We start from the raw sequence: 14,769 nt of genomic DNA, 5'->3' as shown, positions 1-14,769 counted from the left end.
AAAAAGATGGTAAACTAATTTGACGTACGTCCGAACCCGCGGACGAAATAGGTAAGGAGGCGAGCCGGTGTCCTGGCTGAGAGATTCCTTTCGTTCCTTCTGGCAGCAGGGTGACCGGCTGCTGCTGACCCTGTGCCTGCTGGCCAGTGGGTATGGTCTGGTGCTCATCTTCAGCGCCACCCGCTACCTGGGCGAGGCGGACGCCATGCGCTGCATGATCGTGCAGGCCGTGGCGATTGTTATGGGTGTTGTGATCTATATGCTCATGTCCTCGGTGGACATCGAGCTGTTCGTGGATAAATCCTGGAAGTGGCTGCTGCTCTTTAACGTGGTCATCAACGCGCTGGTCCGCACCCCTCTGGGTGTGGAGGTCAACGGCAACCGCAGCTGGCTTCACATTCCTGGGTTTCCCGTCAACCTTCAGCCCGCCGAGCTGGCCAAGCTGACCTTTGTACTGCTGCTGGCCTGGCAGATGAGCCGGCTGCGGGACAAGGGCATCAGCAAGCCCTCCTCGGTGTTCCAGATCGCGGGGCACACCCTGTTCATGTTCGGTGTGGTGGCGGTGACCTCCGGCGACTTCGGCATGGGCCTGACTTATCTGATCATTTTTGTCATTATGGCTTGGTGCGCCGGGGTCAAGAAACGCTGGTTCCTGCTGGCCGTGGTGGTATGCGTGGTGGGTGTGGTGCTGATTTGGCCCCACGTCAAAGATATGTATTATATGAAGCGGTTCACCGTGGTCATCGACCACATTTTGGGCAACCCCGATACCATTTGGGAGCAGACCCAGGGTAAGGGCTGGCAGCAGAGTCGCAGCATCATGGCCATCGGCAGCGGCGGCCTCACCGGCATGGGTTACCTCCAGGGTATCCAGACCCAGAGTCAGTACAAGCAGTCTCTGCCCGCCCGGGAGACCGACGAGATCTTTGCCGTCTGCGGCGAGGAGTTTGGCCTGATCGGCTGTCTGCTGCTGCTGGTTTTGCTGGTGGCCATCATCCTGCGGTGCGTGTGGGTGGCCCGGCGGGCCTGCTCTCCCCAGAGCGCCTTTATTGCTATGGGCTACGCCGGTATGCTGCTGGCTCAGGTGGGCGTCAATGTGGGGATGTGCCTCTATGTATTCCCGGTGGTAGGCCTGACCCTGCCCTTTATCAGCTATGGCGGCTCCTCCATCGTCACCATGTATGCCGCCATGGGCGTGGTTTCCAGCATCAAAATGCGCTCTTTGCCCAGCTGGCTGCGGGACCGCAGCAGGCTGTAGATGGATAGAGCCTGTCCAATGGGGCAGGCTATGGAGGTAAACAAGAAAGGACGGTTCTTAGCACATGAAGGTCACAAGGATCGAATTGCAGCCCGGCGTCTGGCTGACGGCGGTACAGACCAAAAAATTTAAATCCAGTGTATTGGGGGCCCAGTTTCTCACCCCGCTGACGGCGGAAAAGGCCTCTCTCAATGCCCTGGCTCCCATGGTGCTCCGCCGGGGAACGGCGGCTCATCCTGATATGGAATCCCTGTCCGCTGCCCTGGACGAGCTGTACGGCGGTTCTCTGGAGCCCATGGTGCGGAAGAAAGGCGAGACCCAGTGCGTGGGCTTTGTGGGCAGCTTTCTGGATGACGCCTACACCCTGAACAAGGAGCAGGTGCTGGAGCCGGCCGCCGCCCTGCTGGCGGAGCTGATCGGCGCCCCCTATACCCAGGACGGGGCCTTCTGCCCCGACTATACCGGGCAGGAGAAGGCCAATCTGGCCGACCGCATCAAGGCCCAGGTCAATGATAAGCGGCAGTACGCCCAGATCCGGGTGGTGGCCGAGATGTGCGCCGGGGAGAGCTTCGGCGTGGATAAGCTGGGCAGCCTGGAGGCGGTGGAGGCCATCACTCCCCAGTCGCTTTGGGCGGGCTATCAGGCCCTGCTGAAGGAGGCCCGGGTGGAACTCTACTACTGCGGCTCGGCGGACGCCCAGCGGGTACAGGCGGCCTTCGGGCCTCTGCTGGCGGTGCTGCCGGAGGGGGAGCGGGCCGGTCTGGTCCGCCCCGCCAAGGGAAAGGCGCCCAAGCAGGCCAAACGGGTAGAGGAATCCCTGGATGTGACCCAGGGCAAGCTGGCTATGGGCTTCCGTACCAACTGCGACGCCTGGGATCAGAACTATCCGGCCCTCACCCTGGTCAACGCCATCTATGGCGGCACCACTACCTCCAAGCTGTTTATGAACGTGCGGGAGAAGCTGAGCCTGTGCTACTACGCCAGCTCCGGCCTGATGAAATACAAGGACGTGATGCTGGTCTCCTCCGGTGTGGAGTTTGACAAGGTGGGCCAGGCGGAGGCCGAGATCCTCTCCCAGCTCTACAAGTGCCAGACCGGGGACTTCTCCGACGATGAGCTGGAGTGGGCCCGCCGGTCGGTGGTGAGCACCCTGCGCACCACCCTGGACACCCAGGCCCGGCTGGAGGACTACTGGCTGGGCCAGTCCGCAGCCGGTCTCACCGACGGCCCCGACGACATGGCCGCCCGGGTGGAGGCCGTTACACGGGCCCAGGTGGTGGAGGCCGCCCAGGATCTGACCCTGGACACCGTATATTTCCTGAAAGGCAGGGAGTGATTCTATGGTAAGCAAGCAGTACCCCCGTCTGGGGGAGACCGTATTTCATGAGATCCTGGAGAACGGACTCCACATCTATGTGGACCGCCGCCGGGACTTCCAGAAGAGCTACGCCTTCTTTGCCACCAACTACGGCGGCATGGATATGCGTTTTCACCAGGACGGTCGGTGGAAGGATACCCCGGCGGGGGTGGCCCACTTCCTGGAACACAAAATGTTTGACACCGAGGACGGCAACGCCCTCCAGGATCTGGCGGCCAACGGAGCCTCTCCCAACGCATTCACAAGCTCTGCCATCACCGGCTATTACTTTGAGAGCACCGAGAAGTTCTTCGACAACCTGAAGATCCTGCTCTCCTTTGTGTCCATCCCTTACTTTACCCAGGAGAGCGTGGACAAGGAGCAGGGCATCATCGGTCAGGAGATCCGCATGGTGGAGGACGACCCGGAGAACCAGGTGTTCTACGCCCTGATGGAGTGCCTGTACGATCACCATCCCATCCGGGTGCCCATCGCCGGTACCCAGGAGTCCATCTCCCACATTACCGCCGGTACCCTCTATGCCTGCCACAAGGCCTTCTATAACCCGGCCAACATGGTGCTCACCGTGGCGGGCGACGTGGACCCGGAGCAGGTGTGCGCCATTGCCAAGGAGATCCTGCCCAAGGATTCTCTGGGCCAGATGGAGCGGGACTACGGCGGGGAGGAGGCCCCCCAGGCCGCCTGCTTCGAGAAGGAACTGACTATGGAGGTGTCCACCCCCATCTTCATGCTGGGTTTCAAGTGCGATCCTGCCCAGAAGGGGGAGCAGTGGATGCGTCGGGAGCTGGCGGGCGAGCTGGCCTGCGAGGCTCTGCTGGGCAACTCCACACCCCTGTACGCCAAGCTGTACAGCCAGGGGCTCATCAACAAGAATTTCAGCTACGGCTTTGAGCTCTATCCCGGCTGCGCCATGATGGTGGCCGGCGGCGAGAGCCGGGACCCCAAGAAGGTGCGGGACGCGGTGCTGGCCGAAGGGGAGCGTCTGGCCCGGGAGGGCATTGACCCCGGCCTGTTCCAGCGGCTGAAGAAGGGGGTCTACGGCGCCAAGGTCCGGGGCCTCAACTCCTTTGAGTTTACCTGCATCTCCATGGCCCAGTCCCACTTTACCGGGGTGGACTACTTCAAGTTCCCGGAGATTTTCGACTCCATTGACCAGGCCTGCGTGGAGGACTGCATCCGCAGCTGGGTGACCGCTGAGCGGTGCGGTCTGGCCGTGGTGCGCCCGGGGGAGGGTGAGGCGTAATGGGTACCGTATCCTTTCCCGGCCTGGGGCTGGAGCTGACCATGAACCCCATTGCCTTCCGGGTCTTTGGATGGCCCGTCCACTGGTACGGCATGATCATCGCCGCCGGCTTCCTGCTGGCGGTGGTGTATTGCTCCCGGAAGGCCCCCCAGTTCGGCATCCGTCAGGATGACATCATCGATATGCTCTTTTTTGCCGTGCCCCTGTCCATCATCGGGGCCCGGCTGTACTACATCATTTTCTACCTGGATCTGTACCGCAGACCGGACGGCTCCCTGGACTTTGGGGCCATGGTAAGCATCTGGGACGGCGGCCTGGCCATCTACGGCGGCGTCATTGCCGCGGTCATTACCCTGCTGGTGTTCTGCAAGGTGCGGAAGATCAAATTCCTGGCCTTTGCCGACCTGGGCGCCTACGGAATGCTCATCGGCCAGCTGGTAGGCCGGTGGGGCAACTTTGTCAACATCGAGGCCTACGGCGGTCCTACCGATCTGCCCTGGCGCATGGGTATCTACGAGTATGTAAACGGATCTCTGCAATATGTAGAGGTCCATCCCACCTTCCTGTATGAGTCCCTGTGGAACCTGGTGGGGCTGGTGCTGCTCATCGTCATCGCCAAGAAGTGGCGGAAGTTTGACGGCCAGATCTTTTTGAGCTACTTTGCCTGGTACGGGGTGGGCCGGGGCTTCATCGAGGGCCTGCGGACCGACAGCCTGTACTTCTTCAACACCCCCATCCGGGTGTCCCAGGTGTTCGGCTTCGCCACTGCCGCCGTCGCCATCGTGGCGCTGGTCTACCTGCTGGCCTTCCGCAAGCACGACCCGGACAAGCTGTGGGTCAACCAGATGAAGGCCCATCCCAGGCTGGTGGCTCTGGTCTACCCTGAGGGACAGGGGGGCAAGTGGCTTGCCAAACAGAAAAAGCGCCTGGAGCAGGATTTTGCCAAGGTCGAGGAGTATGCGCTCCCCGCGGGCGCAACCGCCGAGGACAAGGCGGAGATGATCTCCGCCCTGAAGGCACGGACCGACCTGAAAGAGGTTCTGGTGATGGAAGAAAAGAAGAAATAAGTACGTTTTGCTTTAGCGCCTGCCGCATTTGCGGCAGGCGCTTTTTGTGGTCATAAAGGGGGACGGGCCCTCATAGGTATGTTGCAGACACCAAAGAAGGATGTGACGCTATGCGGGAACAAGGGGATGTAACGCGGTATTTACAGGCGGCGGCCCTGCTGCCGCCCCATATGCGGCGGCAGGCGGAGGGGTTGGACAAGTCCAGTCAGGCGGTGGCCGAGGAGCTGCGGCTGCGGGCGGGCAGGCCCATGTCGGTAGTGTGCCCCACGGGGGAGAGGCCCCTGCCCGGTGATGAGCTGGTGAGTCCGGCGGACCTGGGTTTGGTGGTGGAGATCGCCACCCGGGCCTCCGCCCACACTGCCATGGAGCGGATGAGAAGCGGCTTTTTTACCGTGCCGGGCGGCCACCGCATCGGTATCTGCGGCAGCGCGGTGGTAAAGGAAGGGGCGGTGTTCAACCTGCGGCAGCTGTCCTCGTTGGCCATCCGTATTGCCCGGCAGGTGCCGGGAGCCGCCGCCGCTGTGGCGGACAGGCTGTGGGAGGGGGATCGCTTTCAGAGCACCCTCATCCTGTCCCCGCCGGGAGGCGGCAAGACCACCCTGCTGCGGGATCTGATCCGAAGGCTCTCCGACGGAACGGGCCACCCGCCCCTGCGGGTGGGAGTGGCCGACGAGCGGGGGGAGCTGGCGGCCATGTACAACGGTCTGCCCCAGTTTGACATAGGACGGCAGACCGACGTGATGGACGGCTGCCCCAAGGCGGATGGCCTGATGATGCTGCTGCGGGGGATGAATCCCCAGGTGCTGGCAGCCGATGAGATCACCGCGCCACAGGACTGCGCCGCTCTGCTGCTGGCGGCCAACTGCGGGGTGCATCTTCTCTGTACCGCCCACGCCGCCGACCTGGAGGACCTGAAGACCCGGCCTCTGTACCGGCCTTTGTTGGAAAACCACTGCTTTCAGAAGCTGGCGGTGCTTTCCCGGCGGCCGGAAGGCCGGAGCTGTCAGGTATACCAGCTGTGATCCGGCTGATGGGCGCCCTGCTGACGGTAGGAGGCGGGGCTTTTCTGGGCTTTGACGCTCACCGGCGGCTGAAGCGGCGGGCCATGGTGCTGCGGCAGCTGGCCGGGGCGCTGGAGCAGATGGACCGGGAGATCTCCTTCCGCCTCACGCCTATGCCCCAGCTGATGGAAGAATTGGCTGCCGGCTATCCGCCGCCGGTGGGGGATCTGTTCGCCAATTGCCGGAAGGGCATGGAGGAACTGGGGGAACGTTCCCTGGCGGAGATCTGGCGGCAGGCTCTGGCGGATACCCCGCTGGACCTGGAGGGCCGGGCCGCCGGGATTCTGGACGAGCTGGGGGAGGTGCTGGGCCGGTTTGAGGAGTCTGGCCTGCGCTCTGCTCTGGCCCGGGCAGGAGCGGAACTGACCCGGGAGGCGGAACTGGCCCGGGAGGACGGGGAAAAGCGGGGCAGGATGTATCAGGTGCTGGGTTTGACCTGCGGCGGGCTGCTGGTCATTCTGCTGCTGTGAAGGAGTTAAAGACATGGATGTGGATCTGATTTTTAAAATTGCCGCCATCGGGATTCTGGTGTCGGTGCTCAATCAGGTGCTCTCACGGTCGGGCCGGGACGAGCAGGCCACCATGACCACCCTGGCGGGACTGGTGGTAGTACTTATGATGGTGGTCCAGCAGATCAGCGGGCTGTTTGATCTGGTCAAGGACCTGTTTGGTCTGTAGCTATGGAGACCATGCTGAAGGTGGGGGCGGTGGCCGTCCTGGGTGCCCTGTGTGCCGTGATGGTGAAGGGCACCGCCCGGCAGCTGGCTCTGGTGCTCTCCATTGCCGCCGCCGCTGTGGTGCTTGGCCTGGCCCTGGGGGCGGTGGAGGACGTGGTGGCCATGGCGGAGGAGCTGCAGGATATGGCGGGTCTGTCTCCTGCGGTGGTGGCCCCCGTTATCAAGACGGTGGGCATCGCCATTCTTACCCACATCGCTGCCCAGGTATGCAAGGACGCGGGGGAGGGGGGGATTGCCGCAGTCACTGAAACGGCCGGTTCCGCCATGGCCCTGTGCACCGCACTGCCCCTGCTGCGGGCGGTACTGGACACGGTGGCCCAGCTGCTGTGAGAAGTTGGTACAAAAGAGGAGGGAAGGACCATGATACGGCGTTTGTCGGTGCTGGTGGTACTGCTGACGGTGCTGACGGGGACGGCCTGGGCCAGTCAGAGCGTGATGGACGCCCAGTCTGCCACCCTGGACCTGGAGGAGCTGGAGAACGCCGGTGCGGAGTGGATGCCCGATGCCGATCTGTCCGCCGGGCTGGACCTGGACGGCAGCATCGATCAGATCCTGGACACCGGCAGCGCGGAGCTGGGGGGCGTGATCCGCAAGGCTTTGCGCAGCGGGGCCTTACTGCTGGCGGTGGTGCTCTTCTGCTCTCTTGCCGAGGGCATGGGAGCGGGCCAGGGCCCGGTAAACGGGGTGGCTCTGGTAGGAGCCCTGGCAGTGACCGCCATTGCGACGGCCGACGCCAACTCCCTTATCGGCATGGGTCGGGAGGCCATCGAGCACATGGACAGCTTCTCCAAGCTGCTGCTGCCGGCGGTGACGGCGGCGGCCTCCGCCGCCGGGTCCCCGAGCGGGGCGGTGGCCCGGCAGCTGGCCACCATGCTCTTTTCCGACCTGCTCATTACCTTGATCAATCGGGTGCTGCTGCCCCTGGTTTATACTTACATCGCGGCCTGCGTGGCCTGGGCGGCGGTGGGCAACGAGGGCCTCAAGCGGGTGGCGGCCACCCTCAAATGGGCGGTGACCACGGTGCTCACTGGCACCCTTATCCTCTTTGTCACCTACCTCACCATCAGCGGAGTCATAGCGGGTACCACCGACGCTTTAACGGTAAAGGCCGCCAAGTTCACCATGTCCAGCATGGTGCCGGTGGTAGGCGGCATCCTGTCCGATGCGGCGGAGACCGTGCTGGCGGGGGCGGGAGTGCTGAAAAATACGGTGGGTGTGTTCGGGATGTTGGTGGTCATCGGTATCTGTCTGGTGCCTTTCCTCCAGTTGGGTTTCCACTATCTGACCTATAAGGTGTCCTCCGCCCTCAGCGCCGCCCTGTCGGGCAGCCGGGTGGCCGCCCTCATCGACCAGATCGGCGGGGCCTTTGGACTGATCCTGGGGATGACCGGGGCCTGCGCCCTGCTGCTGCTCATCTCCATGATCTCCGCCGTGTCGCTGGCAGGGGGGTGAGACCATGGTAGAATTTTTGGGAAAATGGCTGATGGGGGTGACCTGCGCCGCCATGATCCTGGCCCTGGCGGAGGGCCTGTCCCCGGCAGGGGGGCCAAAACGGGCCGCCCGGCTGGCGGGTGGGCTGCTTCTGCTGCTGGCCGTGGTGAAGCCCTTGATAAGCCTGGACGGCTCGGCCCTCACCCGGGCCATGACGGAATACCGCCTGGACGCGGAATACTCTGCTCAGGCGCTGGAGGAGGAGAATAAAACCCTGATGATGGACATCATAGAAGCCCAGTCCGCCGCATATATTCAGGACAAGGCGGCAGCGTTGGGCATCACCTGCACGGTGCAGGTGGAGGCCGACGAGGCGGCGGAATACCCCATCCCAAAGGTGGTCACCATCACCGGGGAGCTGTCCCGGGAGGAGCGGGAGGCCCTCACCGAGCAGATTGAGGCCGACTTTGCCATCCCGGCAGACCGGCAGTATTACGAAAGCGGGGGAGCGGAATGAACCGGCATCAACCGGAGAAGGGCAACGGGCTGGCCCTGTACAAGGGACGGCTCATGGAGCTGTTCCAGCGGTATAAATACGCGCTGCTGGTGGTGGCGGTGGGGGTGGTCATGATGGCGCTGCCCACTCTGAGCGGAGGGGGAGAGACCACCCGGACCCGGCAGCAGAGCGCCCAGGAGGTGGAATTTGGAACGGAGGAGCTGGAGGGCCGACTGGAGGAGGCCCTGTCTCAGATGGACGGGGTGGGGCAGGCAGAGGTGGTGCTCACTCTGCGGTCCGGACCGGGACAGGTGCTGGCCAAGGATACCCAGCACTCGGTGCGGGCGGAGGAGAGCGAAGCCTCCCAGTCCACGGTGATACTCTCCAAAGGCTCCGGTTACGAGGAGCCGGTGATCCTCCAACAGCTTTCGCCTCAATACCAGGGGGCTCTTGTGGTATGCTCCGGCGGGGACGACCCCGCAGTACGCCTGAAGGTGGTGGAGGCGGTATCCGCCCTCACCGGGCTGGGGGCCAATCAGATCGCAGTATCAAAAGGAAAGTGAGGCAGTAACAGTATGAACGTATGGAAACGAAACGCGGTGGTGGCCGCAGTGGTGCTCTTTGTATGCGGCGCGGTGTACCTCAACTGGTCCTATCAGAAGGGGCAGAGCGAGGAAGCGGGAAAGACTCTGGGCGAGGCGGAGCTGGTGTCTATGCAGAGCGCCGACCCGCTGCTCAAAACAAGTCCCGCCCCCTCGGCGGCCCCCTCCGCCTCGCCGGCGCCTGCCGCCACAGACAAGAAAAGCGGTTACTTTGACACCGCCCGGCTCAACCGCCAGCAGGCCAGGGACAGCGCCCTGGCCATCCTTCAGGAGGCCGCCGCCGACACCAATGCCACCGAGACTATGAAGGCCGAGACCGGCCAGGCTATCCAGACTCTGGCCGACTATACCGTGTCCGAGGCCCAGATCGAAAATCTGGTCACTGCCAAGGGGTACGCCGACTGCGTGGCCTTCATCAGCGACGGAAGCGTCAGTGTGGTGGTGTCCGCCACCGAGGAGGGACTCACCGATGCCGATGTGGCCCGCATCACCGAGATCGTCACCGAAGAGACCGGCCTGGAGGCCAGCGCCATCACCATCATCGAAGCCCAGCCCTGAGCCCCAGGGTCCCCGCCAAAAATCAGTTGTATTTTTTCTGATTTGTGGTAAAATGGTCCCATAGTACACAAAAGGAGCGTGACCGGTATGGGCGATGGAAAGGAATATATCTCCCGGCCTGACGAACTGGGTAACATCCATATCTCCGAGGATGTGCTGGCTGTGATCGCGGCGGCCGCCGCCACGGAAGTGGAGGGCGTGGGCAGTCTGTCCACCAATCTGAGCAGCGATATCGCGGAGCTGCTGGGCGCAAAGAAGAATCTGTCCAAGGGCATCCGCATTACTATGGTGGGGGAGAGCGTCCGGGTAGACGTGTCCCTGCTGGTCAAATACGGCTATACCATCGTTGACGTGGCCAAAGAGGTGCAGAGCGCCGTCTTTAACGCCATTGAAAATACCAGCGGCCTGACCGTGGAACACGTCAATGTCCATGTGGCCGGTATCGTATTTGAAAAGGAACACAAGTAAATCAAGCCACACCAAGGGCCTGTTGCAGAGCAAGCAACAGGCCCTTTTGTGTGTTTTGGCCGGTCTGCCCCAGGAAAAGGGGCTGGAATCTGGAGTCTAATTTTGAAATATCTCTTTCCTTTTTGCATACAGTTGATGTATAATCATAATAACTGTGAATATCACCGGCTCATCATGCCGGAATGGAGGAACCCATCATGACCAGAACCGCCGCCCGAGAGATCGCCGTCCACCTGACCTTTGAACTGGGCTTCACCGGGCAGACCGCCCGGGAGCTGCTGGACGAGGCCCTCAACCGCAAGACCTTCGCCCTCATCGGGGAGGAGGAACCCCTGTATGCCGAATTCCCCAACGAAACCCAACGGGCCTATATTACCCGTCTGGTGGAGGGCGTATACGACCACGCTCCCGAGCTGGACGAGTATATCTCCAAATACGCCATCGGCTGGAAGTTTTCCCGTATGAACCGGGTGGCCGTGGCCATTATGCGTGTGGCGATGTATGAGATCCTGTATATGCAGGACATCCCCAATGCCGCCGCCATCAACGAGGCCCTGGAGCTGGTGAAGCACTATGAGGAGCCCGAGGTGGTCTCCTTTGTCAACGGCATTCTTGGCTCCTTCGTCCGGGGGGAGCACATCCCTGACCCGGTAGGCCTGAAGGAGCAGCCGGAGGCGGAGGGCTGATGCGTACTCTGGGCATCGACACCAGCAACTACACCACCTCCGCCGCCGTCTTTGACGGCGAGGGGGGCGAGAATGCCGGCCGCCTGCTGGAAGTGCGCCCCGGCGAGCTGGGCCTGCGGCAGAGCGACGCCCTGTTCCAGCACGTCAAGGCCCTGCCTGACCGCTTTGCCCAGCTGAGAGAGGGCGGCTGGCTGGACGGCATCGTTGCCGTAGGCGCTTCCACCCGGCCCCGGGCGGTGGAAGGGTCCTATATGCCCTGTTTCCTGGCGGGGGAGAGCCAAGGCCGTACCCTGGCTGCCGCGTTGAACGTACCTTTCTTTGCCTGTTCTCACCAGCAGGGCCATATTGCCGCCGCCGCCTGGTCGGCGGGCCGGATGGATCTGCTGGACAGGCCTATGCTGGCCTGGCACCTGTCCGGCGGCACCACCGAACTGCTCCATGTGGAGCCGGAGGGAGTCAATGTGAAAGCCACTCTGCTGGGTGGCACCAGCGACATCTCCGCCGGACAGCTCATTGACCGCACCGGCGTGCTGCTGGGCCTGCCATTCCCGGCGGGCAAGGCAGTGGACCAGCTGGCTCAGGCGGGGCAGGCCAAGAAATTTACTGTGAAGCTAAATGACTTTACGTTTTCACTCTCCGGTATGGAGAATAAGGTGAAGGCTATGGCGGAGCAGGGGGCGGAGAAGGCAGATATCGCCCGCTTTGCTCTGCTGACGGTGGCCGACGTGGTGCGACGCACCACCCTGGCCGCCCTGAAGCAGTATCCCGGCCTGCCGGTGCTGTGCTCCGGCGGCGTGGCTTCCAACTCCCTGCTGCGGCAGGTGATGGAGCCTCTGGGAGCGGTGTTTGCCCAGCCACGGTTCTCCACCGACAACGCCATGGGTACCGCCATTCTCACCTGGCGGGCTGTAAAGGCAGGCGAGTTGACATGAGCCATATCTACACGGTTTCTCAGGTCAACCAGTATATCAAATCCCTGCTGGACCGGGACCGGGAGCTGACGGCTCTGTATGTCCGGGGAGAGATCTCCAACTACAAGGCCTATCCCTCGGGCCACCATTATTTTTCCCTGAAGGACGGGGAGGGGACCATCCGCTGCGTCATGTTCAAGCGGGAGGCCATGTCCCTCCGGTTCCGGCCGGAAAACGGCATGAAGGTCATCGCCTTCGGCCGGGTGGCGGTTTTTCCCCGGGATGGACAGTACCAGCTGTACTGCACCTCCCTGACCCCGGAGGGAGTGGGGGACCTGCATCTGGCCTTTGAACAGCTCAAGCAGAAGCTGTATGCGGAGGGACTTTTTGATCCCTCCCACAAAAAGCCCATCCCCAAATTCCCCAAGCGCATCGCTCTCATCACCTCCTCCGCCGGCGCGGCAGTGCGGGATATGCTGCGTATCCTGGGGGCCCGGTGGCCCATGGCGGAGGTCTTTCTTCTGCCGGTGCGGGTCCAGGGGGCGGAGGCCCCCGGGGAGATCTGCGCCGCCATTGCCTGGGCCAACCGGCATCAGGTGGCCGACCTTATCATCACTGGCCGGGGCGGCGGGTCTATGGAGGATCTGTGGGCCTTCAATGATGAAAACGTGGCCCGCACCATCTATCACTCGGCCATTCCGGTGATCTCTGCGGTGGGGCATGAACCTGACGTGACCATTGCCGACTTTGTGGCTGACCTGCGGGCGGCCACCCCCTCCAACGCCGCCGAACTGGCAGTGCCCGACCAGAACGAGGTAGCGGTGTGGCTGCGGCAGATGGAGGGGCGGTTGGCCCAGGCCATGGGCCGCAAGCTGGAGTCTGCCCGGAAGGATCTGGACCGGGCGGCCCGGTGCCGGGCCCTCCAGGACCCCATGAACTATGTGGACGACAAGCGGATGGTGCTGGACTACCAGCGGGAGAAGCTGGCGGCAGGACTGAACGCCGCTCTCAACCGGGAGCGGCAGCGCTTTGGACAGCTGGCCTCCAAGCTGGATGCCCTCAGCCCCCTGAAGGTACTGGGCCGGGGCTACGCCATTCCCCGAAAGGCGGACGGCGGTGTGGTCCGGTCTGTGGCCGATGTGGCCCCCGGCGACCCTTTGAAGCTGCGGGTGGCCGATGGCGAGATATCCTGTCAAGTGGTTTAACTTGACTGCTTTTGGAAAGGACTTAAGGACATGGCGGAAGAAAAACTGACCTTTGAGCAGGCTATGGGCCGGCTGGAGGAGATCGTAAAGCGGCTGGAGCGGGGAGACGCCCCATTGGAGGAGTCTCTGTCCCTCTTTGAGGAGGGGACCCGGCTGCTGGGCGGCTGTTCCGCCCAACTGGACAGTGCCGAACAGAAGGTGCGCAAGCTGCTGGCAGGGCCGGATGGTCAGCCGGCAGAGGAGCCGTTTGAGGAGGGACAGGTATGACGGAACAGGAGAGACTGGACGGCCACAGGGCTCAGGCGGAGGAATGGCTGCGCCACTGCTTCCAGGGCCGGGCGCCCCGTGGGGATCTCTACGACGCCATGTACTACAGTCTGCTGGCAGGCGGCAAGCGGATCCGGCCGGTGCTGCTGCTGGAGAGCTGCCGGTTGTGCGGCGGCGATCCGGGGAAAGCGCTGCCTTTTGCCGGGGCCATTGAGATGATCCATACTTATTCGCTGATCCACGACGATCTGCCCTGCATGGACGACGACGACCTGCGCCGGGGCCGGCCCACCAACCACAAGGTATATGGCGAGGCTACCGCGGTACTGGCGGGAGATGCGCTGCTGACCGCGGCCTTTGAGTGGATGCTGGACCCGTCTGTGACCCTGCCGCCGGAGCGGACGCTGGAGGCGGCCAGGGTGCTGGCCCAGGCCGCCGGCGCCCAGGGCATGGTGGGCGGTCAGGTACTGGATATGGCGGGGGAGGGCCACGCCATGGGCCTTACCGAGGTGGAGGAATTGCAGCGTCTCAAGACCGGGGCGCTTATCCGTGCCGCCGCCGAGATGGGGTGTGTGCTGGCCGGCGGCAGTGAGGAGCAGCGGAAGGCCGTGTGCCGCTATGCGGAGCGGATCGGACTTGCCTTCCAGATCCAGGACGACATCCTGGATGTGGTAGGTGACGAGGCCACTCTGGGCAAGCCGGTGGGCTCCGACGCCAAGAGCGAGAAAAACACCTTCGTGACCCTGAAAGGGCTGGAGGAGTGCCGCCATCTGGTGGAGAAACTGACCGAGGAGGCCGTGGAAGCCCTGTCCATCTTTGGGGATGAGGGCGACAGCCTGTGCTGGCTGGCCCGCTCCCTGGCAAGCCGTGAGAAGTGAGGCGCATCATGGGAAACGTAGTAAACTTTTTCACCGGCAATCTGATCCTCAACCTGGCTATCCTGGCCTGGGCCATTGCCCAGGGGTTGAAGATCATCATTACCTTCTGCACAAAAAAGAAGCTGGACTGGCACTATCTGGTGGCCAGCGGCGGGATGCCCAGCTCCCACTCCGCCTTCGTATGCGCCTGCGCTTCGTCGGTGGGCTATATGTACGGCTGGGGATCGCCTATGTTCGGTATTGCGGCAGTTTTGGCTATCGTGGTCATGTATGACGCCGCCAACGTCCGCAAGGCGGCGGGGGAACAGGCCAAGATCCTCAACTATATCATGGACCACTGGACCGAAATGAAGCCGGCCCTCTTTGGCAAGGAACTGAAGGAACTGCTGGGCCACACGCCCTTCCAGGTCCTGATGGGCGGCGTGCTGGGCGTTGCAGTGGGCTTGTTCGGCGCCTGGCAGTGGAGTTGACAGCCCCACTGATTTGTTGATTTGATCCTTCACCGGGAGGTGTTACCATTCTT

The 14,769-nt window shown here is 62.8% G+C and carries 19 protein-coding genes; all 19 read left to right on the top strand.

The features are described from left to right. Nucleotides 1-67: 67 nt before the first annotated feature. The 19 genes from B5G40_RS05900 (at nucleotide 68) to B5G40_RS05810 (ending at nucleotide 14,716) form a co-directional block, all read left to right on the top strand. Nucleotides 68-1,258, top strand: a complete 1,191-nt coding sequence (locus B5G40_RS05900) for an FtsW/RodA/SpoVE family cell cycle protein (protein ID WP_087399048.1) — start codon at nucleotides 68-70, stop codon at nucleotides 1,256-1,258. 64 nt (nucleotides 1,259-1,322) lie between these two features. After that, nucleotides 1,323-2,594, top strand: a complete 1,272-nt coding sequence (locus tag B5G40_RS05895) for an EF-P 5-aminopentanol modification-associated protein YfmF (protein WP_087266475.1) — start codon at nucleotides 1,323-1,325, stop codon at nucleotides 2,592-2,594. Nucleotides 2,595-2,598: 4 nt separating this feature from the next. Further along, complete coding sequence (locus tag B5G40_RS05890; RefSeq protein WP_087399047.1) at nucleotides 2,599-3,879, top strand: EF-P 5-aminopentanol modification-associated protein YfmH; 1,281 nt, start codon at nucleotides 2,599-2,601, stop codon at nucleotides 3,877-3,879. Further along, nucleotides 3,879-4,946 carry a prolipoprotein diacylglyceryl transferase gene (lgt, locus tag B5G40_RS05885; RefSeq protein ID WP_087399046.1) on the top strand — a complete coding sequence of 356 codons (1,068 nt, stop codon included), beginning with the start codon at nucleotides 3,879-3,881 and terminating at the stop codon, nucleotides 4,944-4,946. The genes B5G40_RS05890 and lgt overlap by 1 nt, the downstream gene beginning before the upstream one ends. 110 nt (nucleotides 4,947-5,056) lie before the next feature. Beyond that, a complete protein-coding gene (locus B5G40_RS05880; protein WP_087399045.1) occupies nucleotides 5,057-5,968 on the top strand; it encodes a stage III sporulation protein AB in 912 nt (303 codons plus the stop codon). After that, nucleotides 5,965-6,477, top strand: coding sequence for a stage III sporulation protein AB (locus tag B5G40_RS05875; RefSeq protein WP_087399044.1), 513 nt, complete (start codon nucleotides 5,965-5,967; stop codon nucleotides 6,475-6,477). The genes B5G40_RS05880 and B5G40_RS05875 overlap by 4 nt, the downstream gene beginning before the upstream one ends. 13 nt (nucleotides 6,478-6,490) lie before the next feature. After that, the gene (spoIIIAC, locus tag B5G40_RS05870) at nucleotides 6,491-6,685 is read left to right on the top strand and encodes a stage III sporulation protein AC (protein WP_087188035.1); all 195 of its coding nucleotides are present in this window, start codon (nucleotides 6,491-6,493) and stop codon (nucleotides 6,683-6,685) included. A 2-nt stretch (nucleotides 6,686-6,687) separates the two neighbouring features. Then, the gene (locus B5G40_RS05865) at nucleotides 6,688-7,074 is read left to right on the top strand and encodes a SpoIIIAC/SpoIIIAD family protein (protein WP_087399043.1); all 387 of its coding nucleotides are present in this window, start codon (nucleotides 6,688-6,690) and stop codon (nucleotides 7,072-7,074) included. Nucleotides 7,075-7,104: 30 nt separating this feature from the next. Beyond that, nucleotides 7,105-8,196 (top strand): stage III sporulation protein AE, encoded by a 1,092-nt coding sequence (locus B5G40_RS05860; RefSeq protein WP_087399042.1) that lies wholly within the window; start codon nucleotides 7,105-7,107, stop codon nucleotides 8,194-8,196. 4 nt (nucleotides 8,197-8,200) lie between these two features. Beyond that, nucleotides 8,201-8,692: a stage III sporulation protein AF gene (locus B5G40_RS05855; protein WP_087266461.1), complete on the top strand. Its 492-nt coding sequence runs from the start codon at nucleotides 8,201-8,203 to the stop codon at nucleotides 8,690-8,692. Continuing rightward, nucleotides 8,689-9,234: a hypothetical protein gene (locus tag B5G40_RS17460; RefSeq protein WP_087399041.1), complete on the top strand. Its 546-nt coding sequence runs from the start codon at nucleotides 8,689-8,691 to the stop codon at nucleotides 9,232-9,234. The genes B5G40_RS05855 and B5G40_RS17460 overlap by 4 nt, the downstream gene beginning before the upstream one ends. 12 nt (nucleotides 9,235-9,246) lie before the next feature. Then, nucleotides 9,247-9,831, top strand: a complete 585-nt coding sequence (locus B5G40_RS05845; protein WP_087399040.1) for a SpoIIIAH-like family protein — start codon at nucleotides 9,247-9,249, stop codon at nucleotides 9,829-9,831. 87 nt (nucleotides 9,832-9,918) lie between these two features. Then, entirely contained in the window at nucleotides 9,919-10,299 is a 381-nt protein-coding gene (locus tag B5G40_RS05840) for an Asp23/Gls24 family envelope stress response protein (protein WP_087188041.1), read from the top strand. A gap of 197 nt (nucleotides 10,300-10,496) precedes the next feature. Beyond that, a complete protein-coding gene (nusB, locus tag B5G40_RS05835) occupies nucleotides 10,497-10,985 on the top strand; it encodes a transcription antitermination factor NusB (protein ID WP_087329012.1) in 489 nt (162 codons plus the stop codon). Continuing rightward, nucleotides 10,985-11,917 (top strand): DNA-binding protein, encoded by a 933-nt coding sequence (locus tag B5G40_RS05830; protein WP_087329014.1) that lies wholly within the window; start codon nucleotides 10,985-10,987, stop codon nucleotides 11,915-11,917. Before nusB ends, B5G40_RS05830 begins: the two co-directional genes overlap by 1 nt. Beyond that, on the top strand, nucleotides 11,914-13,101 hold the full coding sequence (gene xseA, locus B5G40_RS05825; RefSeq protein WP_087399039.1) for an exodeoxyribonuclease VII large subunit: 1,188 nt from the start codon (nucleotides 11,914-11,916) through the stop codon (nucleotides 13,099-13,101). Before B5G40_RS05830 ends, xseA begins: the two co-directional genes overlap by 4 nt. A gap of 30 nt (nucleotides 13,102-13,131) precedes the next feature. Further along, complete coding sequence (xseB, locus tag B5G40_RS05820; RefSeq protein ID WP_087329018.1) at nucleotides 13,132-13,368, top strand: exodeoxyribonuclease VII small subunit; 237 nt, start codon at nucleotides 13,132-13,134, stop codon at nucleotides 13,366-13,368. Continuing rightward, entirely contained in the window at nucleotides 13,365-14,246 is an 882-nt protein-coding gene (locus B5G40_RS05815; protein ID WP_087329020.1) for a polyprenyl synthetase family protein, read from the top strand. The genes xseB and B5G40_RS05815 overlap by 4 nt, the downstream gene beginning before the upstream one ends. Nucleotides 14,247-14,254: 8 nt before the next feature. Beyond that, nucleotides 14,255-14,716 (top strand): divergent PAP2 family protein, encoded by a 462-nt coding sequence (locus B5G40_RS05810; RefSeq protein WP_087329022.1) that lies wholly within the window; start codon nucleotides 14,255-14,257, stop codon nucleotides 14,714-14,716. Nucleotides 14,717-14,769: the final 53 nt, after the last annotated feature.

It is taken from the genome of Flavonifractor sp. An9, from assembly GCF_002161245.1.
Lineage (GTDB): Bacteria > Bacillota > Clostridia > Oscillospirales > Oscillospiraceae > Flavonifractor > Flavonifractor avicola.
The sequence above is the reverse complement of the archived record's forward strand: the minus strand, read 5'-3'. Positions and strand labels throughout refer to the sequence as shown.

What these genes read in the sequence shown, in the direction of transcription:
- xseB (WP_087329018.1), top strand. Translation starts at nt 13,132, where the DNA reads ATGGCGGAAGAAAAACTGACCTTTGAGCAGGCTATGGGCCGGCTGGAG.
- spoIIIAC (WP_087188035.1), top strand. Translation starts at nt 6,491, where the DNA reads ATGGATGTGGATCTGATTTTTAAAATTGCCGCCATCGGGATTCTGGTG.
- B5G40_RS17460 (WP_087399041.1), top strand. Translation starts at nt 8,689, where the DNA reads ATGAACCGGCATCAACCGGAGAAGGGCAACGGGCTGGCCCTGTACAAG.
- B5G40_RS05810 (WP_087329022.1), top strand. Translation starts at nt 14,255, where the DNA reads ATGGGAAACGTAGTAAACTTTTTCACCGGCAATCTGATCCTCAACCTG.
- B5G40_RS05855 (WP_087266461.1), top strand. Translation starts at nt 8,201, where the DNA reads ATGGTAGAATTTTTGGGAAAATGGCTGATGGGGGTGACCTGCGCCGCC.
- B5G40_RS05860 (WP_087399042.1), top strand. Translation starts at nt 7,105, where the DNA reads ATGATACGGCGTTTGTCGGTGCTGGTGGTACTGCTGACGGTGCTGACG.
- nusB (WP_087329012.1), top strand. Translation starts at nt 10,497, where the DNA reads ATGACCAGAACCGCCGCCCGAGAGATCGCCGTCCACCTGACCTTTGAA.
- B5G40_RS05845 (WP_087399040.1), top strand. Translation starts at nt 9,247, where the DNA reads ATGAACGTATGGAAACGAAACGCGGTGGTGGCCGCAGTGGTGCTCTTT.
- B5G40_RS05865 (WP_087399043.1), top strand. Translation starts at nt 6,688, where the DNA reads ATGGAGACCATGCTGAAGGTGGGGGCGGTGGCCGTCCTGGGTGCCCTG.
- B5G40_RS05890 (WP_087399047.1), top strand. Translation starts at nt 2,599, where the DNA reads ATGGTAAGCAAGCAGTACCCCCGTCTGGGGGAGACCGTATTTCATGAG.
- xseA (WP_087399039.1), top strand. Translation starts at nt 11,914, where the DNA reads ATGAGCCATATCTACACGGTTTCTCAGGTCAACCAGTATATCAAATCC.
- B5G40_RS05830 (WP_087329014.1), top strand. Translation starts at nt 10,985, where the DNA reads ATGCGTACTCTGGGCATCGACACCAGCAACTACACCACCTCCGCCGCC.
- B5G40_RS05880 (WP_087399045.1), top strand. Translation starts at nt 5,057, where the DNA reads ATGCGGGAACAAGGGGATGTAACGCGGTATTTACAGGCGGCGGCCCTG.
- B5G40_RS05840 (WP_087188041.1), top strand. Translation starts at nt 9,919, where the DNA reads ATGGGCGATGGAAAGGAATATATCTCCCGGCCTGACGAACTGGGTAAC.
- B5G40_RS05815 (WP_087329020.1), top strand. Translation starts at nt 13,365, where the DNA reads ATGACGGAACAGGAGAGACTGGACGGCCACAGGGCTCAGGCGGAGGAA.
- B5G40_RS05895 (WP_087266475.1), top strand. Translation starts at nt 1,323, where the DNA reads ATGAAGGTCACAAGGATCGAATTGCAGCCCGGCGTCTGGCTGACGGCG.
- lgt (WP_087399046.1), top strand. Translation starts at nt 3,879, where the DNA reads ATGGGTACCGTATCCTTTCCCGGCCTGGGGCTGGAGCTGACCATGAAC.